Here is a 24753-nt window from a genome sequence, read left to right as displayed (position 1 = left end):
TTCCATTTATTAATATTTTAAATTAATTCCCTTACAATCTGTATATCAAATATATAACATTAATTATTGCGTCACATACATTTCAAAAGGTCTTAATACACTATTTATCAACAAAATATGAACAATTTTAAAAAGAGAAATCTTGCCTTGTTCTGTCACTATACAGCTGTTGGGTTTCAAAATAAATCATAGTGTAAACCCCGTAAACCAACCCATTTCAGGCTGAATTTGAAGTTTCACTTCTTTAAAAATCTGTTTTATTACAAAGTTTTTCCAAGTCATTACAAATTTCAGTACCCCCTGTTTGGCACTAATTGATTTTGTCTTAAAATTGCGCAGATTTTATACACTAATCTCCATATTCTGCTCCGATTTCCTTTTAAATATAAATGATTTTGGAACGGAAATTTTAAATCAAAAACAAATGAAAAAATTTAGAAACGGTATTTTTTACGTTGGTATTATTGGCGGATTTTCCATTTTAATGTACTGGATTATCCTGATGGGTGTCAAACTTGAAACTGGTCGAAATCTTAAAATCCCAACTTCGGATAAAAGTCAGTGGAATGAATTCCTTGATTCACTTATAAAAAATTTACACCATCCTTTAGCCCTTTTACTGGCACAGATTGTAACCATCATTTTTGTAGCCCGTATTTTTGGATGGATCTGTATCAAAATAAAACAACCTGCCGTTATTGGTGAAATGATTGCGGGTATTGTCATGGGGCCTTCGCTGATCGGAATGTACCTTCCGCAGTTTTCAGCCGTATTATTTCCGGCAGAATCCCTTGGAAACCTTCAGTTCCTTAGTCAGATCGGTCTAATTCTCTTTATGTACATTGTCGGTATGGAGATTGACATGAAAATCCTGAGAAATAAAGCTCATGATGCAGTCGTAATCAGCCATGCGAGTATTATCATTCCGTTTGTTTTAGGAATGGGGTTAGCTTATTTTATTTATGATGAATTTGCTCCTGCCAATGTTGAGTTTACGTCATTCGGTTTGTTTGCCGGTATAGCAATGAGTATTACCGCTTTTCCGGTACTGGCGAGAATTGTACAGGAACGCGGCATTCACAAAACAAGATTAGGAACCATTGTGATTACATGCGCCGCGGCAGATGATATTACGGCATGGTGTATTCTTGCCGTTGTAATTGCCATTGTAAAAGCCGGCTCATTTGGAAGCGCTATTTATACCGTTCTTTTGGCCTTAGGATATGTGTTTTTAATGATAAAAGTAGTACGTCCGTTCTTAAAGAGAATTGGCGATTTGTATGCTACAAGCGAAAAACTAAGCAAGCCCATTGTCGCTATATTTTTCCTGACACTTGTGGTTTCTTCTTATTTAACTGAAATTATCGGAATCCATGCCTTATTCGGAGCGTTTATCGCAGGTGCGATTATGCCGGAAAATATCCGTTTCAGAAATCTGTTCATAGAAAAAGTAGAAGATGTTGCTTTGGTACTTTTACTTCCTTTATTCTTCGTATTTACGGGATTAAGAACCCAAATTGGTTTATTGAATGAACCTTATTTATGGAAAATCGCCGGATTGATCTTTGTGGTGGCGGTTGTTGGTAAATTTGTCAGCAGTACGCTTGCAGCAAAATTCGTCGGTCAGAACTGGAAAGACAGTTTGTCAATTGGAGCCTTGATGAATACCAGAGGTTTAACAGAATTGGTTGCCCTGAATATTGGTTATGATCTAGGTGTTTTAAGCCCTGAATTATTCTCTATGATGGTGATAATGGCACTTGCAACAACTTTTATGACAGGTCCTACCCTCGATTTAATCAATTGGATTTTCAAATCTGGCAAGGATGAAAATGAAAGCGATGTTGCCTTAAAAAACAAATACCGAATCCTTTTATCCTTTGACAGACCTGAATCCGGAAAAGCGCTTCTTAAAGTTGCGGACGGCCTTACGAACAAAAGGGCGGAAAGTTCCGAAATTACTGCCATGCATTTCCTTCCATCAGAAGAATTGCACCATTATAATACGGACACTTATGAAACGGAAAGATTTAAAGATGTAATTCAGGAATCGGTTGATTTAAACAGAAACATTACGACCATGTTCAAAGCCTCTGCGGATATTGATAACGAAATTGTAAATGTTGCCAATAAAAGCAATCATGATTTATTGTTGATTGGTCTTGGACAATCTATTTATGAAGGAAGTTTACTCGGAAAAGTGCTTGGATTTACCACCCGCATCATAAATCCTGAAAAACTGATTAATACCGTTACCGGTAAAGAAAACATCTTAGAATCGGCTCCTTTTGATGACGGAACAAGACAAATAATTTCAAAATCACAAATACCTGTCGGAATCCTAATTGATAAAGACCTTACTGCTATTTCAACTATTTTCATTCCGATTTTTGATCTAAAAGACTGGAATCTGATTGAGAATTATGTTCAGAAATTCATTCAGAATACCGATGCCGCAATCCAGATTCTGGATGTAGACGGAAAAATCACAGCTGATTTGGATACAAAAGAAAAAATCAGGCTTATGGAACAGGCTGCTCCAAAACAGTTTTTATTAAAAAACGAAAAAGCAGTTGAAAAAGAATTCCTGGATCAGCAAAATCTTATGATCATATCCATTGATGGCTGGAAACATTTAGTAGACACCAAAAGTCCGTGGCTAGCTAATATCCCGTCAACTTTAATCTTATCGGAAGATAAAAAGTAAAACTTCTGATTTTCTTAATTAATAAAACGCCTCCAAGTGAGGCGTTTTTCTTTTTCAAATGACGAGTGATGATTTTGTTACAATTTGTAACCTGACACAAGACTATTATTGTTACGAATTACTCTAATTTTGATATTCCTAAAATGAAGTAAATCCCACGAAAACAGAAAAAGATGATAAAGGAAAGAGTATTACAAAAGTTAGAGATTTTGTCTGATGCCGCAAAATATGATGTATCATGTTCTTCCGGGCAAAGCAACAGGAAAAACAAAGACAAAGGCCTGGGCAATTCGAGTGGTTCCGGAATTTGTCATTCTTATACCGAAGACGGGCGCTGTGTGGCGTTACTAAAAATTTTACTGACCAATCACTGCATTTTCGATTGTGCTTATTGTGTATCCCGAAAAAGCAATGATGTAAAACGTGCCGCCTTTACCGTTGATGAAGTTGTGGACCTGACAATTGGTTTTTACAGAAGAAACTATATTGAAGGTTTATTTTTGAGTTCCGGAATATTTGACAATCCTGATCATACGATGGAACGTCTGGTGAGGATTGCAAAAAAACTACGGTTAGAGCAAAATTTTAATGGATATATCCACTTAAAAGCAATTCCGGGAGCAAGTGATGAATTACTAAAAGAAGCCGGAATGTATGCCGATCGTTTGAGTGTAAATGTGGAAATGCCAACAGAAAAAAGCCTGAAACTACTCGCACCGGAAAAAAACCACAAAGATGTTATTAAACCCATGCAATATCTAAAAACTGAAATTGCGGGTCATAAGGAAGAACGAAAACAGAATTATAAAGCGCCCCTCTTTGCCCCTGCCGGACAAAGTACGCAAATGGTAATTGGTGCAACACAAGAAAGTGATCTTGAAATTTTGGGCATGGCTGATTATTTTTATCAGCAGATGAACATGAGGCGTGTTTATTATTCCGGATATGTACCCATAAGCCATGATAACCGCCTTCCTTCTATTGGTACTCCCGTGCCGATAATACGCGAAAACCGTCTCTATCAGGCTGACTGGCTTATTCGTTATTACGGATTTAATGTAAACGAAATTGTGGGCTTTAACCAGCCGAATCTTGATTTGGATATTGATCCCAAATTAGGATGGGCTTTGCGCAATATGCATCAGTTTCCTGTTGACATCAACAGAGCTGATCTGGAACTCATTAAACGAATTCCCGGAATTGGCTTTTTGAGTGCGCAGAAAATTGTGGCCGCACGGAAATTCAAAAAACTGGTTCCGCAGGATTTACAAAAAATGGGAATCGCTTATAGCCGTTCCAAATATTTCCTGGCTTTTAGTTCTCCTTTTTTGCTTCACAAAGATTTAACTGCCCTGCAAATTAAGGATCATATTTTAGACGCTCAAAAAAGTAAATACCAAAACGATTTTTCAAACCAGCTTTCTTTATTTTAAATCATGAACAAATGGTACAGGTAATTTATGACGGAACTTATGAAGGCTGGCTTAGCGCGGTATTTGAAATTTATGAATTTAAATTTCAGGATATTGTTTTTGCAAAAAATGAGCCTTCGACAGCGTTACTTTTTTCGACCACTCATTTTGTAAATACTGATATTGAAAAAGCCAAACGCGTTTCTGCCGGCTTGAAACAAAAACTTTCTGATGAAGGATTTAAAAGTATCTACAAAACATTTCTGTCCGAAGTTGATTTTGCAGAAGAAACCATGTTCCGGTTTGCCAGATATGTTTTGTCAAGCCCACGGAATATCGAAGAAGATTTTAGCAATAATGATGTCTGGGACGTCAGAAAAGCAGCCAAAATAACCCGAAGAGAAAGTCATCGCATGAAAGCTTTTGTTCGTTTTAAATTAACAAAAGACCAATTATATTATGCCATCATTGAACCGGAATGCAATGTGTTGCCACTTATAGAAAATCATTTTAAAAGCCGTTACGCAGATCAGCGCTGGCTTATATATGATGCTAAACGCAAATACGGAATTTACTATGATCTTGAAGAAATTTCTACTGTAGAACTCCAGTTTAATCCCGGTACATCTTCGTCAAAATCGCTGACTGAAATATGCGATGATGGAGAAGAGTTTTTTCAGATTCTCTGGAGGAAATATTTTACGAGTGTCAACATTGAATCCAGAAAAAACATGAAACTCCATCTTCAGCACATGCCAAAGCGATACTGGAAAAATTTAACCGAAAAATTACGTACTTAATATTTTCAGAATCAGCTTTTAAAATTATTAAATACTTATCATTTTTTTATAAATGATCTTGTTAAGGGCAATAAATGCATTATTTAAGTGTTATTTAAATAGTTATTAACGTGTCATTTATTTACAATTTACATATGAAAAGGATTTTATTTTTATTTACCATACTTATTTTTTCACAACAGGGACAAGCACAGGAAGAATTAAACAAAAAGTTTACACCGATTCCGCCAAAGGATGCAAACACTAAAGAAGTTGCCCCGCCAAAAGAAGCTCCGCCTAAAAATGATCCGCCAGCCGTGGCAGAAAAACCTGATCCTTATAAAATCAATCCCGATGAACTTTTTAAAAACACAAATCTGTATAAACAGGAAGCAAATGTAGAAGGTATTTTTTACAGAAGAAATCAGTTTTTAGGAAGTATTAAAACAACCGGACTCACCTCTACCATCCGTTACCGAGATGCCGCTTTTGTCGATGGAGACAAAGTAAGAGTATATCTGAACGATAAGGTAATCCAGCCAGAAGTAAGTCTGGACGGAGAGTTTAAAAGCCTTAAAATAAACCTGGTTCAGGGAATCAATAAAATTGACATTGAAGCTTTAAACGAAGGTTTTGCTTCTCCAAATACAGCAGAATTTCAGGTTTTTGACGACAAAGGAATCGTTGTTTCGTCAAGCGAATGGAATGTCGGTACGGGTTATAAAGCCGTAATTGTATTGGTTAAAGAATAGTTTTTTTTAAAAGTTAGAAGTTATGGGTTATACGTTATGTGTTATGTGTTATGAGTTGTACAATTCTTAACTTTTAACGCATAACCTTTAACTTCCAACTTCCAACTCTTAACGCATAACTTCTAACTAATAACTAATAACTTCTAACTCCTAACTCCTAAGTCAAGTTTCAAAATATTTCCGTAAGCCAGGGCTGCTTTGTGTACCTGTACTGCCCAGTCTTCGGCTGCGTTATCATCAGCTCCGTCTGAAATATATTTTAAGCACAAAAACGGAATATTTTCTTTCATTGCAATCATCGCCAGTGCATATCCTTCCATATCTACTACATTGTATACGGTTGTACGGTGGCCCATTTCAAAACTATCTCCGGTACCACAAATACCTTGCTCCAGTCCTTCCATAACCAAACCATATTCTAGTATAGAAGGCAAACCTGATAATGGTGTTTCGTACAATTCAAACCCCAATCCTCTCACATCCATATCTCTCTGCACAAATTTAGTGCAGCAGATAACATCCCCTTTCTGGAAGTAATTGCTTCCGGCAGAGCCCAGATTAACAATCAATGACGGCTTTTTGATCTGGATCGCTTTTGTTAATTCATAAGCTGCATTTACTTTTCCTATTCCGGTGATTAAGGTATTACAATCTTCAAAAACTTCTGCTGCTTCTGATTTTAATGCAAAAGAGAAGAGTGTATTCGCTATATAAAAGGAATCTTTTGAGTTTATTCTTATCATTATTATGTTCTAATTTGGATGCAAAAATACCATTTTAAACGCTATTTCTCTACCGGTTAAAAAATCCAATGCATTTATATTGTATAAACACAAATTATAATCATGTAAGCGAATAGAATATAAAGTATTTATTTTTAACTACTTACAAATATAAATTTTAGGCAAAAACCAAAAGATTTAAAAAATCAATAAAAACACATTTATTTAAAACAAAAATCATGGAAGCAAATACACCAACTTTGACAAATGTGCTGCCGCACAAAAAATTAAAAATTAAAAACAACGTATCTTCACTGGAGAGAATCTTAATGATTGCGAGCGGTTCATACCTTCTTTACAAAGGATTATCGCAACAACAGAAAAGTATACCAAAAATAACATCTGCAGGTGCCATGCTGGCAAGAGGTATAAGCGGATACTGCCCTGTTTACGATGCAATTGACCATCTAAAAAACGATAAGGCACAAAATGTAAATATCAGGGTAAAAAGTGTTATTAACAGACCGATAAGCGAAGTATATTCTTTCTGGAGAAATCTCGAAAATCTGCCAAAATTCATGAATCATCTTCAATCTGTAAAAACAGTCAATAATACCTTGTCTGAGTGGACTGCAAAAGGTCCTGCCGGAATCGGAACCCTTACCTGGACTGCCGAAATAGTAAAAGATGAAAAAGATAAATTTCTGGGATGGCAATCATTACCGGACGCGTCGATTAAAAATGTTGGAAAAGTAGTCTTTAACAGCAACGGAGATCAAACAGAAATTGATGTAACGATTTCTTATCACGCTCCACTGGGAGTTGCAGGCGAAGCAGCCGCAAAACTGCTGAATCCTTTCTTCGAAAAAATAGTAAACGACGATATTAAAAATCTAAAATCTTATCTGGAATCTGTTCATTAATTTCAACTTTTAAAATAAAACTGCAGCATATTTTTGTTGCAGTTTTTTTATTAATGCTTAGTATAATGAAATCTGAAATTTATGATAGAAATAATTAATGTTCCTGAAAATGTTGTCGCCTTCAGGGCAACCGGAGATGTGACTGCACATGATTACAAAACTGTTATCGCGCCGGCAATAGATCAGCTGGTGAGTAAAATTAATAAAATCAATTTTTTGTTTTTAATAGATACTAATATCGAAAATTTTACAGCAACAGCCTGGCTTGAAGATATTTTTATCGGAATTAAAAATTTTACCAAATGGAACCGGGCCGCAATTGTAACCGATTCTGAAAATGCAATTTCATTTACGAACGCATTTAGCCACATAGCCCCAGGAGAATTCCGCGGTTTTAAAAAAGAGTCATTTGATGAAGCCCTGCAATGGGTTCAGGGGAATTAATATGTTATAAAAGCGAAAACCCTCTAAAAAAATAAAGGGTTTTCTAAATTAACAATTAACAAGTAAATAACTGTATAGAATGTTTAAATCCTATGCAACAATCTTCTGTTTCTTAGGAATTATCGATCTGTTTTGGGATCTGCTTCCTGACCTCCTTCATTTCCTTCATTCGCTCCACGCGTTGTACCTTTTGACCCTGAATTTATAGAAGTACTGTCACCGGCTTTTATCGCATCTGATTCTGTTGCTACAGGATCGCTTGAAGTCTTACAGGAAAATGTAAATGCTATTAAGAATATAAACAGCAACGTTTTTAAGTTGAATAATGTTTTCATATTTGCAATTTTTAGTTTGTATTTTACTGATTATCAAATATAAAAACTCTTGTTATGTCAATTGTTGCAAATTTTCCGTTATATGTTACACGATTTACTGTTTTTGGCCGTTTAAAATATAAATACGTAGAATCCTACTATTATATTAAGTTAAAAAATGGGAATTATATAACAAAAGACAAAAATTATATAAGCCGGATTTGATTCATAATTAATTCCTTTTATTCTGTTTTTATATGCCTACTTATATTGATTATTTCCTTTTTATAATCAAAGAGTTATTTTATCTTTGATAATTAAGTAATAACCCAAATCTTGCACATTTACTAAATAAATTACCTAAAATGAAAGAACAAAACTTTCCGGTGGTCGGTATTGGTGCTTCTTCCGGAGGACTGGAAGCTATCAAAAAATTACTTCAGCAAATACCCGCAGATTCAGGTATGGCTTATATAATTTTGCAGCATTTATCTTCTGATCATCGCAATACATTATCTGAAACATTATCCAATTACACTCAATTACCGGTAAATGAAATAATAAGTAATGTAGATTTACAACCCAATCAAATTTATATCATACCTGATAATAATAATATTGTTGTCGTTGATGATGTTCTAAAATTACAGCAAAACTCCCGCAGCGAGAAAAGAATTAATACTATTGATATTTTCTTTGAATCGCTTGCCAAAATTTATAAAAGTTTTACTATCGGAATTATTCTTTCAGGAACCTCTTTTGAAGGAACAATAGGTTTAAAGAAAGTGAAGGAAGCCGGCGGTGCAACGCTAGTGCAGGATCCTGATACGGCAGAATTTAAGGGAATGCCCCAAAATGCAATTGACGCCGACGTTGTTGATTATGTTTTGGCACCCGAAAAGATTCCGTCACAGTTATTGGAAATCCAGAAAAGTTATGAGATCAATCATGCCTATTATGAAGATGAAAACCTTTCTAAAAATGAAGAGGAAATACTGCTTCAGATTATAAACCTGATCTTTCTAAAAACAGGAAACGATTTTCGCCATTACAAACAAGCCACAATAAGACGACGTATTGCCAGAAGAATGGTAATTGTTCACAGAGAAACTTTACAGGATTATTATTTTCATATTCGAAATGATAAAACAGAACAGGAATTACTCTTTAATGATTTTCTGATTCCTGTAACGTATTTTTTCAGGGACGATCATTTTTTTGAATCTTTACCAAGACTTGCTTTTCCGAGATTATTGGAAAACACAGTCAATAATAGTTTAAGAATCTGGGTGGCTGGATGCGCTACCGGAGAAGAAGCGTACTCATTAGCCATAAGCCTTCACGAATACCTGACGGAAAAAAACAGCGATATCAAAGTTCAGATTTTTGCTTCTGATATCTCGGAAAAATGCATCACAAAAGCGCGTACAGCCATTTATTCTGCACAGGACGTACAGCATGTTTCTTCTGCAAGACTCAACAATTATTTCACGAAAAGAGATGGTAATTACCATATTAACAAAGTAATACGTGATATGTGCGTTTTTGCCGTACATAACTTTATCAAAGACCCTCCATTTGCTAAAATTGATTTGGTTTCCTGCAGAAACGTATTGATTTACCTGGACTCATTTCTTCAAAATAAAGTTTTGACCTCTTTTCATTATTCGCTTAAAGAAAAAGGAATGTTGTTTCTTGGCAGTTTTGAAAGTGTCAATACGGCACAGAATTTATTTGCTCCGGTAGGAAAACATGAAAAAATTTATTCCCGCAAATTTGTTCCCGGCCGATATGAGCCTCAGGCTTTTAAACCGGTAAATTTTATCAGTAAAGAAAAGACAGAAACTCCCGAAAGAAAAAAATCTTCTGCCAACGACTTTTTAAAAGCGGCATCAGATATTTTGTATTCTGATTATACTCCTGCGAATGTCATTGTGAATGAACATCTGGATATTGTTCATTTTCATGGTGATACAAGTCCGTTTTTGCTGCCTTCTCCCGGAAAGCCCAATTTTAATATTTTAAAAATGGCGCGTGACGGAATTAGTTTTGAATTGCGAAATGCTTTTACAAGGTTAAAAAATCAGAAGGAAAGAATTATAAAAGACAATATAATTGTTAAAAACCAGCCTTATCTGGCTACTTTTGAAATAGTTCCCCTGCTTAACAGAGAGGATTACTATATGGTTCTTTTTACCAAAAAATCATTGCCCGATGCAGATACTAAATCAAATTCCAAAAATTCTGATCAGATCAGGATACAGGAACTGGAAAATGAACTGACGCAGCTTCGGGAAGATATCAAAAGAATAACCGAAGAACAGCAAACCGCTTTTGAAGAACTGCAGACCACCAATGAAGAATTGCTAAGCAGTAGTGAAGAACTGCAGGCAATGAATGAAGAACTGGAGACTTCTACAGAAGAGCTGCAATCTAATAATGAGGAATTAATGTGTGTTAACGATGAACTTGTTGATCGTCAGGCACAGCTTATTTCTATGCGAAATTATTCTGAATCGATTATCAATACCATTCATGAGCCCTTACTGATTGTAGATAAGGACTTTTCTGTAAAAAGCGCCAATCCGGCTTTTTACAAATATTTTCAGACAACCGAAAAAGAAACCGAAGGTTATTCGCTTTTTGAAATCGGTGACTGTCATTGGAATATTCCGGAATTCAAAGATCCTTTACATAAAATGCTTTTGGAAAAAGGCTTTGTTGAAGACTTTAAAATAGATATTACCTGCAAAGGAATTGGAAAAAAAAGCATGGTCATAAATGCTCACCGTCTGATCAGCGCACAGCCTCCGGGCATGATACTTCTGGCTATTGAAGATATAACCGATCTCGTAAAATCAAATGAATTACTGAAAACAAAAAATTCTGAATTACAGAATTATAACGAACAGCTTGAAGCCTTTAGTGTAGCCGCAAGTCATGATCTTCAGGAACCATTGCGCAAGATTCAGATGTTTGGTAAGCGAATTATCGAAAGCGAGAAAAACTTAACTGAATCGAGTTCACATAACCTGGAACGCATTTTGGCTTCTTCTGCTAATATGAGCCAGCTGATAACTGATCTTATCAATTACTCACGGGTAAATTTTGTAGAAAATGAATATACGGAAACCGATTTAAATGTGCTGCTGAAGAAAATCATTGCAGATCTGAAAGATAATATCGCAGAAAAAAATGCCACAATTACTGTATCTCCTTTACCAAAATTAAAGGTTATCCCCTATCAGATACAACAATTATTCATCAATCTGATTATGAATAGTATGAAGTATATCAGTGAAGGCACCAGTCCCAATATTAAAATCGAAACCAAAGAAACCTCCAAGGAAGAAATTATTGAAATTGGAGGCAATACTGAACTTAACTATGCTAAGATCTGCATAACAGATAACGGAATCGGGATAAGTAAAGAATATGTACATAAAATATTTGATCCTTTCTATAGATTTCATAGCAACGATCAGTACAAAGGAAGCGGACTTGGGCTTACTATTGTCAAAAAAATTGTTTCAAACCATCACGGGTTCATAACGCTTTCCAGCGAAATCAATACGGGAACTACATTCTATATTTATATCCCTGTATAAAATCTGATTCAGATTGAAAAAAAAAGATGCCTAATGGCATCTTTTTTTTTATAACAAATTTTTAAATGACTGATAATTATAGAATTGTAAATCAGAATAATATAAAATCAATAGTTTCAGCAATTCTATATTTGGTATAATAATTAGAAATAAAAAAAACAAACCTATTATAATAGTATGTGTGTACTTCCTGTATCAAAATAACTTTCTTTTGACAATTTAAGATTATTAATACTTGCGTTGATACAGGAATGTACATCACTATCAGACATTTTAACAGAGGTTTTTTTGGCTATTCTGATTATAAACTTTTGCTAATTTTTTAAACTCATTATTATGAATACAGAAAATAAACAAAATTACGGTTGGGATGACCCTAATTTTAATGAAACCGAAAATTTGAATATAAACGGGGAAACAATAAATTTCTCTGAAAAAGACCAGGATGATGATTCAAGTTATGTAGATGAGTATCAAAATGATATCGAAAACGAAAATGATCCGGACGATGAATCAATTACTAATGGTGATGATTCGATTGTTAATGAAGAAGAAGATCTGGACGATCAGTTTCTGGATGCTTTGGAAGACGATGAAGATCCAGAAGAGGAAGAAATTGATGAATCGGATATTGATGATGATTTAACCGAAGATTATGATGAAAACGATACCGACATAAATGATCCGGATTATCAAAAAGAAAACTACAGTGCCAAAGATGATTTGGATTTGCCATATGATATTGATCAGGATCTCGAAGAAAAAGATCCCGTCAATAATCCCAGAAAATTTTAGGTATTAAAAAAGCCATTAGCATAGATACTAATGGCTTTTTACATAACTAAGAAATACAAACATTAATCCGGATTGGCCAGTATTTTATACAATTCGGCATTCGAAATATAGAATTGATTTTCTATGCCAATTTGCGATAACTTCGCACTCACCAGATTATTTTCTCTTGAATTGATCAGAAATATGGAGCTTTCGCCGAAGGAAAACAACTTCTCTTCTGAGTTTAACATCGCTACATAATCTTTTACCAGATTATCAATCACTTCTTTTTGTCTTTTCAGCGAAGTAATTTCAGTTTGCTGTGCCTTAATTTTATTCTTAAGTTCCAGCCTCTGCTGATTAATGTCAAACTTCAGGTTTTCTATTTTGATTTTAGCGATTTTAAGGTTTCCGCGTTCTTTTCTCAGGAAAATCGGAATGCTGAAATCAATATTAAATTTATAATCGTCGGCATTAAAAGAATCAAAATAAGCCGGTTCAGAAATGTAATTATAACCAACATTTACCTTCGGAAGCAATAAATTTGCCTTAAGCTGCCTATTTACTTCCAGCATTGATAATTTGGTTTCCAAAGCCTGTATTTTCGGATGCGATTCAAAATTTTCAACATTCACGAGCATGCCATCCGTTTTTAATGTTTTTTCCAGAGTCTGAAGCAAATTTTGCTCCGGTTTCACATTATCTTCCAATTCGACCGGGACATTTTCAATCCATAGATAATTAGAAAGATACAGTTTGGCTTTTGCCAATTTCAGATTTCCGTTTTCAACATTCAGTTCCCTGTTTCGTACTGTAATTTTGGCTTCAATACTGTCAATCGCGGGAGAATCTCCCAGTTCGATTAATTTTTTGACACCTTTAAAACGGGTGCTGGCAAAACCGAGATAATTTTTGTACAGTTCGGCCTCGTTATAACTTTTTCTCCATTCAAAATACGCTTCGCTCGCTTTATACAATACTTCAATTGCCCTGAGTTTTCGTTCCGCATCGCTTAGTTTTAGCTGTAGCTTTCCCTCCCTCACATCGGCCATTCGCTGGTTGATGAACAAACCCTGTCCAAGAGCCACACTTATCCCAAGAGAAGTCAAGCCTGCATTGGGTGTACGGTTTTGGGGATTATAATATTGCCCGTCGGTATCATCAAAGCCTGCTTTTATTTCAACCCCGTACCAGGTTGGAATTTTAAAACTACTGTTCAGTAACGAATAATATTCTGTTCCTTTAAATTCTTTTTTATTGTAATCAACTTCAATTTTCGGGTCAAAACCCCCACGTGCAGCCATAAGCGCAGCCTGAGCCGTGCTGACTTCCAGATTGGCCTGTTTTACCAGCGGATGGTATTTTTTTACGTATCCTAAAAATTCGCTATAACTTAATTCCTCTTTATTAAAATCCTGGCTGTATCCATTAAAAAAGCCGAATAAAAATAAGAGAGAAAGCAATTTTATAACTGATTTCATTTTATTTTTTCTTCTTTTCATCTCCTTCTTTTTCAACTGACTTATAATAATTTGGTGGAAAACCGTTCAGGTTACGCCATATTTCATAGCCTACAGAAACAGTTTCCAGTAAAGCTATACTTTGTGCCCCGGCTCCGATACTCAGTTGTTTTGGCCATTTTTGATCTTCGCCTTCAGGTGAAATAAGCACTCTGTATTTTCCGTTTGAACTTATAAAATTTTCAATTGCTACTACTTTTCCGCCATAGGTTCCGTAAGACAAACCGGGCCATCCGGAAAAGACAATTCTCGGCCATCCATCAAACCAGACACGTACTTTTGCACCACGATGCACCAACGGAAGATCGATAGGATCAACAAATGTTTCAACCGCTATATCATAACTGGCCGGCATAATGCTTACAATTGGCGTTCCTTCTTTGATTGTTTCGCCCAGTCCCGCCAGCAAAGCACGGTTTACATACCCGCTCTGAGGCGCTGTAATGTAGTACAACCCATTTCTGATGCTGTAATTTACATATTGGTTTTGGAGCTTATTTACCTGTGCTTCCGTATCGTATTGTGTACTTAAGGCCGTAAATTTATCACTTCTTGATTTTGAGATCTTTTCAGAATATTCCGCTGTAATACGGTTTATCTCCACTCTGGCATTTATCAGTTCATTTTTACTGCTCAAAAGCTTGTTTTGCTGTGTGATGATATAAGCTTCCGATTCCTGAAGTTTCAGTCGTTTTTGTTCGACGTCCGTAACGGGTTTTAACCCTTCTTTGTTAAGCGCTGTTGAACGGCCAAACTGCGTCTGTGCGATTTTTAACTGCGTTTTAATCGCTTCAAGGTCCATGCTGTCACTTTTAATCTTCAGCTGGGCCTGTTTTATTTTATTCTGTGCCTGCTGTAATTTCAGTTCTCTTTCGGTGTTAAGCGATTTTGCCTGAACATCCAGCGAATTTACTTTATCACCGTAGGATTCAACCGCCATTTTTTTGGCATCTACCTGTTGTTTTGTATTGCCAACCAGATTAGGATCCAGGTAGTCTTCTTTTACTTCTGAAATAAAAACGATTGTATCTCCTTTTTTTACATAATCCCCTTCTTTCACAAACCATTTTTCAATCCTTCCCGGAATTGCATTATGAACGGTCTGAGGCCTTTGGTCAGGTTTTAAGGTCGTAACCGAGCCACTTCCTGAAATATTCTGTGTCCAGGGAAGAAAAAGGCATGCAATCAAAAAAATCAAAAATCCGACTATGACTCTGTTCAGGATTTTATAATGGGGTCTTCGGGCAACACTCGTTATCGATTTATATTTGCCCGGAGTTATAAGTACATTGTTATCTTTAGATATATTGAGCATAATTAAAGCTTTATGTCGTTAATAATTTTTCCGTCATCAATTGTAATCATACGGCTGCATTTGTCCTTCCAGATATCGTTTTTAGAAGTTACAATTACTGTCCAGTCATTTTCATCAGAAAGTAAAAAATCAACAATTTGGGCAGAAGTCTGTTCGTCCATTTTATCAACAGGATCTTCCAGGAATAATATATTGGGTTTATGAACGATGCTGCGGGCCAGCAGTATTTTCTGGACATCAGAAGCAGAAAGTTCGTTTCCGCCCGGATGAATCTGATTTTCAAGCCCGTTCGGAAATGTTTTGATATAGGGCGTCAGGCATACATTGTCCAAAGCCCATTTCAGGTCATCGTTATTGATTGTACTGTTTCCAAAAAGGACATTTTCACGAATTGTGCCCGCAAAAAGCGTATCTCCTTCCAACAATGTTCCGGCCTGTGCCCGGTAGGCATCCTCGCCAAGTCGGTTCATATAATTATCTGTCACGTACATAGCACCGCTTTCTGGTTCTAACAAACCGGAAAGTAGTCGTAATAAGGTACTTTTTCCGGCACCATTGGTACCTGTGAGCAGTATTTTTTCGCCCTGAGCGATTTTCAGGTTAATATTTTTGAGGGACTTTTTATTATAACCCGGATAATTATAAGCGATACTGTCTGTTTCGATAGTAATTCCGGTTTCTGTTACTTCTGAAGTCTTAGGAATACAGACGATTTCCATGTCCGTAACCTGTCCAATCTTTTCTACCGAAGTAAGAACATCATAAAAAGATTCCAGTCCGAAGATTATTTTCTCTACAGAATTGATAAGCAATACAATAACAATTTCAGCAGCTACAAACTGCCCAATATTCATTTGATGGTGAATTACCAGGAAACCACCAATAGACAAAAGGGCAGCCGTAACAATAACTTTAAATATAGTGAGCTGTATGTATTGTTTTTTCATTACCTGAAAATGTTTTTCGCGGTAATTGATATATTCGCTTACGTAGCCGTCATTGCGTTCTAATGCATATTCAAATCCGCTTTTTTTACGGAAACTCTCGCGGTTACGGGCTATTTCCTGAAGCCAGGCTGCTACTTTGTACTTGAACTTGGATTCATTAAGACTTGTTTCAAGACCATCCCTGTAAGAAAACTTAAAAATAATATATAAAATGGCGATGAAAAAAATTCCGATTACCGTAAAGAAAGAATGGTACAAAACCAGTAATATTATACCAAGACCGACCTGAAGAAAAGCGGTACAAAAGTCTAATAACAGTTTTGCAGTTCCTTTTTGTACCATCAGGGTATCAAAAAAACGATTTGCTTTTTCGGGTGCGTATTCAGAATACATTTCTTTAAATTTAATTAAAGGCATTCTGTAAGCAAATTCAAAGGAGGAACGGACAAAAATACGCTGTTGGAGGTTTTCGACTATACGAAGCTGTAAAATGACTAAAATACCGCCAAAGCCAACTCCGATTGTAACCAAAAAGACCAAAATGATCCAGGAAACGCTCAATTGTCCGCTCTGGATAAAATTGATAATAGCCTGGATTCCCAAAGGCAGTGAAAGGTTAACCAAACCTGCAAAAGCGGCATAAAATACAATTTGATATACGTCGCGTTTGTCAAGCGAAAGTAAATTAAAAAAACGTTTAAGAGGTGTCATGAATTTATATATAAATACAAGATTAATAGATAGATATACGGCAAAAGCCATAGAAAGGATGTTAGAAATTTCTTCTAAATCAAAAAAAAGTATTTATATAAATATTTGTGGAGGCGGTAAATGGATTTTACCATGAAAAGCAAAGGAAAAAATAGGATTATCTATGTAATTTTTCCCTGCAGATTCGATCTGAAAGTCGATAGTATGCAATGAGGCGTCTACAGGAACCAGATAATCTAATGAAGGGATTCCTTTTGCCAGTTTGGTCGTTTTAGTATCTTTTGTTTTACAATCTTCCAGTTCTTCCGGGATTGCATCACATTTGAATATTTTTTTTAGAAAATTACAGGTCATTGCTGATACAGAATTTTGTCCTGCGCTATCATTTATAACAAGCCCGAAAGTATTGGCTATATTGATACTGCTCATCAGAAAATACCCGATAAGCAACACCTGAAGGCATTTACACAAAAGACTATTTTTTATTCTGTTAAGCATTTTTTTCTAAAAGTTCTAAGTGCGCAAGTTAAAACTAAATTTTCGGCGCTACATTAGAGGAACATTAGAATTTTAATTTTCAGAATTAATTAAACTACTACTAATCAGTTATTTATAAAATTAAAATTATAAAAACCTGAAAAATATTACATTTTAAAACAGAGAAATACCTTGTTATTCATCCGCAGGATGCAGTTGTGATTCCATAAATTTGGCAGTAACGATAGTGCCTTCCTGATCTTCCCATTGCGTGATGATATTCTCAATTAAATCCGGTTCAAAACCGATTACTTTCATGATTTGTCCTCCAAATTCCTGCTGTACATTTTGACCTTTTGTAAACATTTTTTTCGTTTTTAAATTATACCTGAACTTCATATCTAAAATTACATCAGATGTTTGTTGATTCCTTATATGATTTTGTAAGCTTTTTACATTTTAATATTTAGACTAATAAAATCCACATGTAAATTGTATAAAATCAAAAACGGATTATATAAAAACATTCATTTTTTAAATTACTTACTTTATACAACTCCCCTTTTTTCAAACAATTTTAATCAGATCACTATGAGCGATATAGCACACCGTTTTCCCGAAAATCCTTTATTGATGCCCAAAGACCTGAACGCAAGTACTGCTGAACTGCAGATTATAAGCCTGTTGAATCCCGGCGTGTTTGTATTTGAAAACAAAACATGGCTATTGGTAAGGGTTGCGGAATCTATTGCACAAAAGGAAGGTGTGATATTCTTTCCGGTAGTAAATGCAGTGGGAAAAGTGGAAATTATAGAAATCCCTCTTAATGATCCTGACCTGATAGCAAATGATGCCCGGGTAGTCAATTACAAAGGGCTTGATTACCTCACTACACTTTCGCACCTCTGGCTGGTTTGCAGCGATGACGGAGTACATTTTTATGAACCTGAGAATCCCCAAATTATAATGGGCACAGGTATTCTGGAACAATTCGGAATCGAAGATTGCCGTGTGAGTAAAATTGATGATACGTATTATCTAACCTATACGGCAGTTTCTGAAAATGGTGTTGGTGTTGGGTTACGCACAACGAAAGACTGGAAAAATTTTGAGACAAAAGGAATGATCCTTCCTCCGCATAATAAAGACTGTGCTATTTTTGAAGAGTTAATCAACGGTAAATATTATGCGTTGCACCGGCCTTCAAGTCCTCAGATTGGAGGGAATTTTATCTGGCTTGCCGAATCACAAGATGGAATTTACTGGGGAAATCATCAGTGCATTGTAAAAACACGCCACGGCATGTGGGATAGTGCCCGGGTTGGTGCGGGTGCTGCACCTATTAAAACAGAAAAAGGATGGCTTGAAATTTATCATGGTGCCAATGCAGAACATCAGTATTGCCTGGGTGCATTTCTAATGGATCTGGAAAATCCTTCAAAAGTTATTGCCCGATCGTTAGAGCCTATTATGTTTCCAAAGGAAAATTATGAACTAAGCGGTTTCTTTGGCTATGTTGTTTTTACTAACGGGCATGTTGTGGATGGAGATAAACTAACTGTTTATTATGGCGCAGCCGATGAATTTGTTTGCGGAGCCGAATTTTCTATTAACGAAATCCTGAAAACATTAGAAGTTTAATAAATCTTAAAAGCATAAAAAAAACCTGTAGCATTTATTTTGCTACAGGTTTTTCTTTTGTAATCTGATTTTTTAATTCCTATTAGGCTTCATCTTCTTCAGCTGCATCGAAATTGATGGTATTATAAGCTGCTTCAGTAAGTGTTACATCTGCTTCTTTTTCTTCGCTTAACGTTTTTTCAAGTAATAATACCGCATCATCTTCACCCAAAGTTTGTGCAAATGCTGCTAAAGTACCATAAGTAGCAATTTCATAATGCTCGATTTTTTGCGAAGCGGCAATAATTCCCGCATCTCTTACCGGTCCAACTTCAGTTTCTTCCATAATGCTTTCTCCTTCTTTGATAAGGCCTTCCATAGCATCACATTTTTTAGCTACAGCTTTTTCACCAACTGATGCAAACACTTTTTCAAGTCTTGTCACCTGCTCTTGTGTTACGGCTAAATGTTCGTTGATTGCTGTAATAAGGTTTTCTGAAGTAGCATTTTTTGCCATTTTAGGAAGTGCTTTTACTAATGCTTTTTCTGCCCAGTAAATATCTTTCAAAGAATCTACAAATAATTCTCTAAGTCCTTCTGCTGCGCTGGCTTTTGCTTTTACAGTTGCAGTTTTACTTGTTGATTTTGAAGCAGTAGTGGTTGCTTTTGTTTTAGATGCTGTTGCACTTTTTGTACTTGTTGTATTTTTCGTCGCAGTTTTCATGATTTTCTGTTTTATAATTTATAATTTATAATTTCAAATTTATAGAACATATCATGGGATTTCTTACAGAATTAACTATCAGGGTTATAGGATTATCAGATTAACATTTACTTCAAAAAAAAGCGTTTTTTATACTTTTTTAGGAAGATAAATATAAAATGTAGTTCCTTCACCTGGCTTGCTTGTAAAATTAAGTACACCATTGTGATTTTCAATAATTCTTTTGCATAGTGCAAGACCAATTCCGTTGCCTCCATACTGGTCACGTTCGTGCAATCTTTGAAACATATCAAAAATTCGTCCTGAGTATTGGCTGTCCATTCCGATTCCGTTATCAGAAATTGTAATCATATCATAATGACCAACTGGATGGAATTTATCTGTAACTTTTGCGTTGGTAGGTGAAATAACCGTTGCAAAAATGGTTACCGTTGGCTGGATAGTGGTAAATTTAAGCGCGTTATTGATAAGATTAAAAAAGAGCTGACGCAGCTGGGTATTAAGACCGTCTACAACTGGTAACGGACTCGTATTGATTACAGCATCCTTTTCTTCTATTATAAGACTTAAATCATTTAGCGTTTCATTTAAAATTTCATTTAAATCAACTTTTGAAAGTACCTGAACATTATTATCCACACGTGAATAATTAAGTACGTCTGAAATTAAAGCCGACATTCGTCCCGCCGCGCTTGTAATTTTATCAAAATAATAATTTTTTCTTTGTTCTTCTGTCAGATGCTCTCCGGCACGTGACAACATGATCATAATCTTACGGAGTGGTTCCTGCAAATCATGACTCGCAATATAGGCAAACTGTTGAAGTTCTTTATTTTTGAATACTAATTTTGAATTGGCATTTTCTAATTCGCGTTGTATGCTTTTTAATTCAGAGTTATTTTTCAGCGTTTCAGAAACTGTTTTCTGTGCGTTGATATCCACTAAATTAATAATCCAGCTATTAAAAGTTCCGTCTTCGGTTTTATTAGGAATAATAGAAATAATATGCCAGATATAAGTATCATCTTTTTTTATACGTATTTCTCCTGAGAATTCAGATTTATTTTTCTTTGTCTTGTTCCAGTTATCTATAATTCCGTCAATATCATCAGGATGAATAAATGCACTAAGCTCTCTCTTGTCAAAAAAAGTAAATGTTTTTTCTACGTATTTTTTAAACGAATCATTTGCAAGCAGGACATTATTACGCTCGTTGACAATACAAATCAAAACAGGAATTGTATTGGCCAGCTGTCTGTACCTGTTTTCACTTTCACCCAGTTTTTCAGAAAGTGCTATAAGTTCAATATTTTTCTTTCTGATCTCGTCATAAGGTGACAAAGGAGGTTCATAAACAAAATAATCAGCGAGGCTTTTTATTTTAGTTTCTGAAAGAAGTCCCGGTGAGGGCACTTTTTGGCTTAATTGCGTAATAGAATAATTTTGGGCAAAACTGTATTCGATATTACCCGAAAGTTTTGCTGCATAATTAAAAGCTTCCGGATTGCATTTTTTTAGATCTACAGCATCATTTAATACAGCAACAATTTCTTTGTGTGTATTTTTTATAACATTGATTCCCAATGTTAACATAGAATCCTTTCCATTAGCGATACAACATCTGGCTATTTCTGAAACAGCCGTAGAAAATCTGGTCTGAGCCGAGGATGGCATACCGCACATTTCTGCAATTTTCATTGATCGCTTGTGGGCCAGAATAAGGTCCATTTCATTATCAAGATTAATTTTTACAATCTCTGTCATAGGCCTAAGTTATTTTCCCTACAAGCACGGTAGCGTCATCAGTACCTCTCATATTATCTTTATATAAGGACGAAGCAATAACTCCCGGACTTTGTTTTATAATGGACATCATATCGTTAAGATTCCATCTTGTTCGTAATCCGTCACTATGCATTACAATTATTTGATGTTTTAGATACGGCACAACGGTACTATTCATAGTTCGCGGAATATTAAGTCCCAGAATCCCGTTATACGGAGAATAGGTTTTGTTTTCCAATCCTCTGTAAATACGTGTATTGATATTTCCAACGCCGCAGATGTTCCAGCTTTCCGATTTATAATCTACTGCCGCTACAGTAGCTACCAATCCCCTGCTTTTTTTTACGGCATCATTAATTTCTTTTAAAATTTCTGCAGAATCTTCTGCGGTAGATCTTTGAAAAGCTTTGATAGCGATCTCAACTGCGTCATGGGCATTTGCACCGTGACCTAATCCGTCTCCGACAAAAATTTTAAATCCGTTTGCTGAATATTTGATATGGTAACCATCACCGCACACATTTTCACCCGGATAGTTAACACTTAATGCAGCGTAATTTAAACCGGCAGGATTAGGAATAATATCCAAATCTGCACTTTCGCAAATTTTAATATACTGTACGACTCCCCATCCTTTCATGGAATAAACCTGAAAATCATTACTCAGCCTTTTAATAGAGCCCATTCCATGACCCAATGTTTTAGAAGTTGAGTAACCATCATTCATAATTTTTGCGACATTTTCTATTCCTGTACCGTTATCAATGCAATATATTTCAATTTCATTACGTCCCAGCATTTGGGTACATCTGTACAATAATTCACCTCCGCCAGCGAATTTAATAAGGTTGGAGGTTAGTTCTGCTACAATAATATCAGTTTCAGCCGCGCGATGTGTACTAAAACCTAATTGCAGGGCCAGATTATGTATTTCTCTTTTTATAAATGCTACTAGGCTTCGGTCTTCAATTTTATAACTGGAAAAAGTATTATCCATTTTTCCATTTTATTATAGTAACGGTAGTTCCGACTCCCATTTCTGTTTGTATATCAAATTCGTTAACGAGTCTTTTTGTTCCCGGTAATCCTAATCCTAAACTTTTTCCTGTACTGTATCCGTCCTTCATTGCCAAATCTATATCTTTTATACCTGGTCCTTTATCTGCAAAAGTTACACGAACACCTTTGTCACGTCCATTGGTTACTTCTTCTACAATAACTTTTCCTCCTCCTCCGTATTTCAGAAGATTACGAACAAGCTCACTTGTAGCTGTAATAAGTTTGGTCTGATTTAAAATACTCATACCTACTTTTACACCATAGTCACGAACGCGGTTACGCAATGGCACCACATCCTGTTCTCTGACTATTGCAACCTCTTCTTTATTCGTCGTCGTTATCATCAATCTGATCTTCGTTATCGCCATTATACATTTTCGCGCGAAGCAGATCCATGCCTTTCTCAACATTCAGGGCACTAATAACACCATTTAACGACAACCCAAGCTCAACAAGGGTAATAGCAACAGCAGGCTGCATTCCTACAACTACTGTTTGTGCGTCCATTATTTTGGACATTACCGCTATATTTCCGAGGATACGACCCATAAAAGAGTCAATTATAGAAACAGCAGATATATCAATTAATACACCTTTTGAATTGTGTTTATTAATAGTATTTATTAAATCTGATTCAAGATTTTCTGCCAGTTGGTCATACAGGTCAACCTGTATAGTCACCAACAAAAAATCTCCCATCTTTAGTATAGGAATTCTTTCCATATCATTTAAAATCTTAGTAGATTGTTTTCTTTTTTACAACAGCAATCTGAAGCATTTCAAATGCAGTCTTAAGTGCACTTGCAAGAGTAGCTTTTGTAATAATACCGGTAAGATCGATTCCTAAGTGTACCACTGTCTGTGCAATTTCGGGACGAATACCACTAATGATACATTCTGCTCCCATTAAACGTGTTGCACTCACTGTTTTTATTAAATGCTGCGCTACAAGTGAGTCAACCGCTGGTACTCCGGAAATATCCAGAATAGCAATTGAGCTTCCTGTATCAACGATTTGCTGCAGCAGGTTTTCCATTACAATCTGTGTTCTTGAACTGTCTAAAGTTCCGATAATTGGCAATGCCACAACACCTTCCCAAACTCGGATAACAGGAGTTGAAATTTCACTAATTTCGTCTGTTTGTCTTGAAATTACATCTTCACGACCTCTCATAAAAGATTCGAAAGTCATGATAATCAAATTATCAACAACAGCATTTAATTCGACATTAGCGGCATAAAGTTCTGATGGGTCAATTTGCAAGCCTGACAAAATCTGAGAAGCGGCATCTTTGAATGAAATCATGTACTGCCCGGTTTCGCGAGGAGAAAAACCACGTTTTGCTCTAGATATAGAGATACCAGTCAGTAAATCATATAATTTCTCAAAAGCATTTGAATTTAGGTTTTCACTATTTCCTCCCTGACTTATAGCATCTAAAAAAAGTGACGTAAATTCTTTGGATTCTTCTTCTTCCGTATATCCGTCGGTAGATCCTCTTTCAATAAGAAGTTGTGTCCAGATGGTATTTAATTTGTTTTCGTGCTCTTTTAAGCTAACTAAAAGATTTTTTTGCATTTCGCTGTATGATGTTAAGGTTTCTATACAAATATAGTCTAAATATAGGTCATTCTGTTAAACGGTAGAAATATTCATAAAGCAATATGGCTTTACTAAATTAACATTTGTTCACCGAGTAAAAATATTCTAACCCTATCTTATCAGATTTACATAATTACAATCAATAATTATATAATTTAACAAAAAAGGCTTTAAAAAAAGTATACGCTTAAATTTAAATCAATCTGAAATTTATTCCTTTTACAACTATCAAGTTAAAAAACTATTTTTTGAGTATTGTTGAGATTTAAAGATTTCTTTTCAGTATAATGTGGGTCTCTGGCTCATTTTCCAATAGGAAATAATATTACCTATAACATCCAGATAAGTTTTGAAATTTTCTTCTTTCCTGAAATAACCGTGTGCGGAAAGTGCAAATGCGCGATGTATATTTTCGGGATCTTTTGAAGTGGAAAGAAAAATATACGGAATACATTTTTTGTTTAGCAAATCATCATTCAAAATTATATTCCTCAATTCATAGCCTTCCATTTTGGCATTATTGATATCTGATAAAACCATAAAAGGTTTTACTTTTT

22 protein-coding genes and 1 pseudogene are annotated in these 24753 nt (G+C 35.5%); 9 read left to right on the top strand and 14 right to left on the bottom strand.

Annotated elements, in window-relative coordinates; all coding sequences use genetic code 11:
- Positions 1 to 424 precede the first annotated feature (424 nt).
- From DCO46_RS16710 to DCO46_RS16695, 4 genes are all read left to right on the top strand, one after another.
- Positions 425 to 2707, top strand: a complete 2283-nt coding sequence (locus DCO46_RS16710; RefSeq protein WP_116753640.1) for a cation:proton antiporter — start codon at positions 425 to 427, stop codon at positions 2705 to 2707.
- Between the two features lie 173 nt (positions 2708 to 2880).
- Positions 2881 to 4140 (top strand): putative DNA modification/repair radical SAM protein, encoded by a 1260-nt coding sequence (locus tag DCO46_RS16705; protein WP_207784975.1) that lies wholly within the window; start codon positions 2881 to 2883, stop codon positions 4138 to 4140.
- Between the two features lie 11 nt (positions 4141 to 4151).
- Positions 4152 to 4919 (top strand): TIGR03915 family putative DNA repair protein, encoded by a 768-nt coding sequence (locus tag DCO46_RS16700; protein ID WP_116753639.1) that lies wholly within the window; start codon positions 4152 to 4154, stop codon positions 4917 to 4919.
- A gap of 134 nt (positions 4920 to 5053) precedes the next feature.
- A complete protein-coding gene (locus tag DCO46_RS16695; RefSeq protein ID WP_116753638.1) occupies positions 5054 to 5650 on the top strand; it encodes a hypothetical protein in 597 nt (198 codons plus the stop codon).
- A 143-nt stretch (positions 5651 to 5793) separates the two neighbouring features.
- Here the strand turns inward: DCO46_RS16695 and DCO46_RS16690 are convergent, their stop codons facing one another.
- Complete coding sequence (locus tag DCO46_RS16690) at positions 5794 to 6393, bottom strand: nucleosidase (protein WP_116753637.1); 600 nt, start codon at positions 6391 to 6393, stop codon at positions 5794 to 5796.
- Between the two features lie 218 nt (positions 6394 to 6611).
- Here DCO46_RS16690 and DCO46_RS16685 point away from each other — a divergent pair, with 218 nt between their 5' ends.
- Positions 6612 to 7295, top strand: a complete 684-nt coding sequence (locus DCO46_RS16685; protein WP_116753636.1) for an SRPBCC family protein — start codon at positions 6612 to 6614, stop codon at positions 7293 to 7295.
- Between the two features lie 81 nt (positions 7296 to 7376).
- Positions 7377 to 7739 carry an STAS/SEC14 domain-containing protein gene (locus DCO46_RS16680; RefSeq protein ID WP_116753635.1) on the top strand — a complete coding sequence of 121 codons (363 nt, stop codon included), beginning with the start codon at positions 7377 to 7379 and terminating at the stop codon, positions 7737 to 7739.
- A gap of 119 nt (positions 7740 to 7858) precedes the next feature.
- Here the strand turns inward: DCO46_RS16680 and DCO46_RS16675 are convergent, their stop codons facing one another.
- Positions 7859 to 8074 (bottom strand): hypothetical protein, encoded by a 216-nt coding sequence (locus DCO46_RS16675; protein WP_116753634.1) that lies wholly within the window; start codon positions 8072 to 8074, stop codon positions 7859 to 7861.
- 344 nt (positions 8075 to 8418) lie between these two features.
- Between DCO46_RS16675 and DCO46_RS16670 the strand changes: the two genes are divergently transcribed.
- Both DCO46_RS16670 and DCO46_RS16665 read left to right on the top strand, forming a co-directional pair.
- Positions 8419 to 11661, top strand: a complete 3243-nt coding sequence (locus tag DCO46_RS16670; RefSeq protein ID WP_116753633.1) for a CheR family methyltransferase — start codon at positions 8419 to 8421, stop codon at positions 11659 to 11661.
- A gap of 336 nt (positions 11662 to 11997) precedes the next feature.
- Positions 11998 to 12456 carry a hypothetical protein gene (locus DCO46_RS16665; RefSeq protein WP_116753632.1) on the top strand — a complete coding sequence of 153 codons (459 nt, stop codon included), beginning with the start codon at positions 11998 to 12000 and terminating at the stop codon, positions 12454 to 12456.
- A gap of 62 nt (positions 12457 to 12518) precedes the next feature.
- On the opposite strand, the gene DCO46_RS16660 is transcribed toward DCO46_RS16665, so the two are convergent.
- The 5 genes from DCO46_RS16660 to DCO46_RS22740 form a co-directional block, all read right to left on the bottom strand.
- Positions 12519 to 13937, bottom strand: coding sequence for a TolC family protein (locus DCO46_RS16660; protein WP_116753631.1), 1419 nt, complete (start codon positions 13935 to 13937; stop codon positions 12519 to 12521).
- Positions 13918 to 15270 (bottom strand): HlyD family secretion protein, encoded by a 1353-nt coding sequence (locus tag DCO46_RS16655; RefSeq protein WP_116753630.1) that lies wholly within the window; start codon positions 15268 to 15270, stop codon positions 13918 to 13920. The genes DCO46_RS16660 and DCO46_RS16655 overlap by 20 nt, the downstream gene beginning before the upstream one ends.
- Before the next feature lie 2 nt (positions 15271 to 15272).
- Positions 15273 to 16928 (bottom strand): peptidase domain-containing ABC transporter, encoded by a 1656-nt coding sequence (locus tag DCO46_RS16650; protein WP_116753643.1) that lies wholly within the window; start codon positions 16926 to 16928, stop codon positions 15273 to 15275.
- Positions 16929 to 17021: 93 nt separating this feature from the next.
- Positions 17022 to 17426, bottom strand: a complete 405-nt coding sequence (locus DCO46_RS16645; RefSeq protein ID WP_116753629.1) for a hypothetical protein — start codon at positions 17424 to 17426, stop codon at positions 17022 to 17024.
- A gap of 174 nt (positions 17427 to 17600) precedes the next feature.
- Positions 17601 to 17771: a hypothetical protein gene (locus DCO46_RS22740; RefSeq protein ID WP_165828987.1), complete on the bottom strand. Its 171-nt coding sequence runs from the start codon at positions 17769 to 17771 to the stop codon at positions 17601 to 17603.
- Positions 17772 to 17996: 225 nt separating this feature from the next.
- Between DCO46_RS22740 and DCO46_RS16640 the strand changes: the two genes are divergently transcribed.
- A complete protein-coding gene (locus DCO46_RS16640; protein WP_116753642.1) occupies positions 17997 to 19046 on the top strand; it encodes a glycoside hydrolase family 130 protein in 1050 nt (349 codons plus the stop codon).
- Between the two features lie 82 nt (positions 19047 to 19128).
- Here DCO46_RS16640 and DCO46_RS16635 read toward each other — a convergent pair whose 3' ends face one another.
- From DCO46_RS16635 to DCO46_RS16605, 7 genes and pseudogenes are all read right to left on the bottom strand, one after another.
- The gene (locus DCO46_RS16635; protein WP_116753628.1) at positions 19129 to 19749 is read right to left on the bottom strand and encodes a ferritin-like domain-containing protein; all 621 of its coding nucleotides are present in this window, start codon (positions 19747 to 19749) and stop codon (positions 19129 to 19131) included.
- 129 nt (positions 19750 to 19878) lie between these two features.
- Positions 19879 to 21513 (bottom strand): sensor histidine kinase, encoded by a 1635-nt coding sequence (locus tag DCO46_RS16630; RefSeq protein ID WP_116753627.1) that lies wholly within the window; start codon positions 21511 to 21513, stop codon positions 19879 to 19881.
- A gap of 4 nt (positions 21514 to 21517) precedes the next feature.
- A complete protein-coding gene (locus DCO46_RS16625) occupies positions 21518 to 22531 on the bottom strand; it encodes a SpoIIE family protein phosphatase (protein WP_116753626.1) in 1014 nt (337 codons plus the stop codon).
- Entirely contained in the window at positions 22524 to 22937 is a 414-nt protein-coding gene (locus DCO46_RS16620) for an anti-sigma regulatory factor (RefSeq protein ID WP_116753641.1), read from the bottom strand. The genes DCO46_RS16625 and DCO46_RS16620 overlap by 8 nt, the downstream gene beginning before the upstream one ends.
- Entirely contained in the window at positions 22918 to 23316 is a 399-nt protein-coding gene (locus DCO46_RS16615; RefSeq protein WP_116753625.1) for an STAS domain-containing protein, read from the bottom strand. The genes DCO46_RS16620 and DCO46_RS16615 overlap by 20 nt, the downstream gene beginning before the upstream one ends.
- A 13-nt stretch (positions 23317 to 23329) precedes the next feature.
- Positions 23330 to 24172, bottom strand: coding sequence for an STAS domain-containing protein (locus tag DCO46_RS16610; RefSeq protein WP_116753624.1), 843 nt, complete (start codon positions 24170 to 24172; stop codon positions 23330 to 23332).
- A gap of 303 nt (positions 24173 to 24475) precedes the next feature.
- Positions 24476 to 24753: pseudogene (locus DCO46_RS16605) on the bottom strand (response regulator); the annotation flags it as partial.

It is taken from the genome of Flavobacterium sp. HTF (genome assembly GCF_003105115.1).
In the GTDB taxonomy this organism is placed as follows: Bacteria; Bacteroidota; Bacteroidia; order Flavobacteriales; family Flavobacteriaceae; genus Flavobacterium.
This window is presented reverse-complemented; position numbering and strand designations above follow the sequence as displayed.

Coding starts and splice junctions, on each gene's coding strand:
- DCO46_RS16650 (WP_116753643.1), bottom strand. CDS start 16,928: ATGACACCTCTTAAACGTTTTTTTAATTTACTTTCGCTTGACAAACGC.
- DCO46_RS16685 (WP_116753636.1), top strand. CDS start 6,612: ATGGAAGCAAATACACCAACTTTGACAAATGTGCTGCCGCACAAAAAA.
- DCO46_RS16640 (WP_116753642.1), top strand. CDS start 17,997: ATGAGCGATATAGCACACCGTTTTCCCGAAAATCCTTTATTGATGCCC.
- DCO46_RS16635 (WP_116753628.1), bottom strand. CDS start 19,749: ATGAAAACTGCGACGAAAAATACAACAAGTACAAAAAGTGCAACAGCA.
- DCO46_RS16645 (WP_116753629.1), bottom strand. CDS start 17,426: ATGCTTAACAGAATAAAAAATAGTCTTTTGTGTAAATGCCTTCAGGTG.
- DCO46_RS16660 (WP_116753631.1), bottom strand. CDS start 13,937: ATGAAAAGAAGAAAAAATAAAATGAAATCAGTTATAAAATTGCTTTCT.
- DCO46_RS16630 (WP_116753627.1), bottom strand. CDS start 21,513: ATGACAGAGATTGTAAAAATTAATCTTGATAATGAAATGGACCTTATT.
- DCO46_RS16655 (WP_116753630.1), bottom strand. CDS start 15,270: ATGCTCAATATATCTAAAGATAACAATGTACTTATAACTCCGGGCAAA.
- DCO46_RS22740 (WP_165828987.1), bottom strand. CDS start 17,771: ATGTTTACAAAAGGTCAAAATGTACAGCAGGAATTTGGAGGACAAATC.
- DCO46_RS16610 (WP_116753624.1), bottom strand. CDS start 24,172: ATGCAAAAAAATCTTTTAGTTAGCTTAAAAGAGCACGAAAACAAATTA.
- DCO46_RS16620 (WP_116753641.1), bottom strand. CDS start 22,937: ATGATAACGACGACGAATAAAGAAGAGGTTGCAATAGTCAGAGAACAG.
- DCO46_RS16705 (WP_207784975.1), top strand. CDS start 2,881: ATGATAAAGGAAAGAGTATTACAAAAGTTAGAGATTTTGTCTGATGCC.
- DCO46_RS16615 (WP_116753625.1), bottom strand. CDS start 23,316: ATGGAAAGAATTCCTATACTAAAGATGGGAGATTTTTTGTTGGTGACT.
- DCO46_RS16665 (WP_116753632.1), top strand. CDS start 11,998: ATGAATACAGAAAATAAACAAAATTACGGTTGGGATGACCCTAATTTT.
- DCO46_RS16700 (WP_116753639.1), top strand. CDS start 4,152: ATGGTACAGGTAATTTATGACGGAACTTATGAAGGCTGGCTTAGCGCG.
- DCO46_RS16695 (WP_116753638.1), top strand. CDS start 5,054: ATGAAAAGGATTTTATTTTTATTTACCATACTTATTTTTTCACAACAG.
- DCO46_RS16690 (WP_116753637.1), bottom strand. CDS start 6,393: ATGATAAGAATAAACTCAAAAGATTCCTTTTATATAGCGAATACACTC.
- DCO46_RS16680 (WP_116753635.1), top strand. CDS start 7,377: ATGATAGAAATAATTAATGTTCCTGAAAATGTTGTCGCCTTCAGGGCA.
- DCO46_RS16670 (WP_116753633.1), top strand. CDS start 8,419: ATGAAAGAACAAAACTTTCCGGTGGTCGGTATTGGTGCTTCTTCCGGA.
- DCO46_RS16625 (WP_116753626.1), bottom strand. CDS start 22,531: ATGGATAATACTTTTTCCAGTTATAAAATTGAAGACCGAAGCCTAGTA.
- DCO46_RS16675 (WP_116753634.1), bottom strand. CDS start 8,074: ATGAAAACATTATTCAACTTAAAAACGTTGCTGTTTATATTCTTAATA.
- DCO46_RS16710 (WP_116753640.1), top strand. CDS start 425: ATGAAAAAATTTAGAAACGGTATTTTTTACGTTGGTATTATTGGCGGA.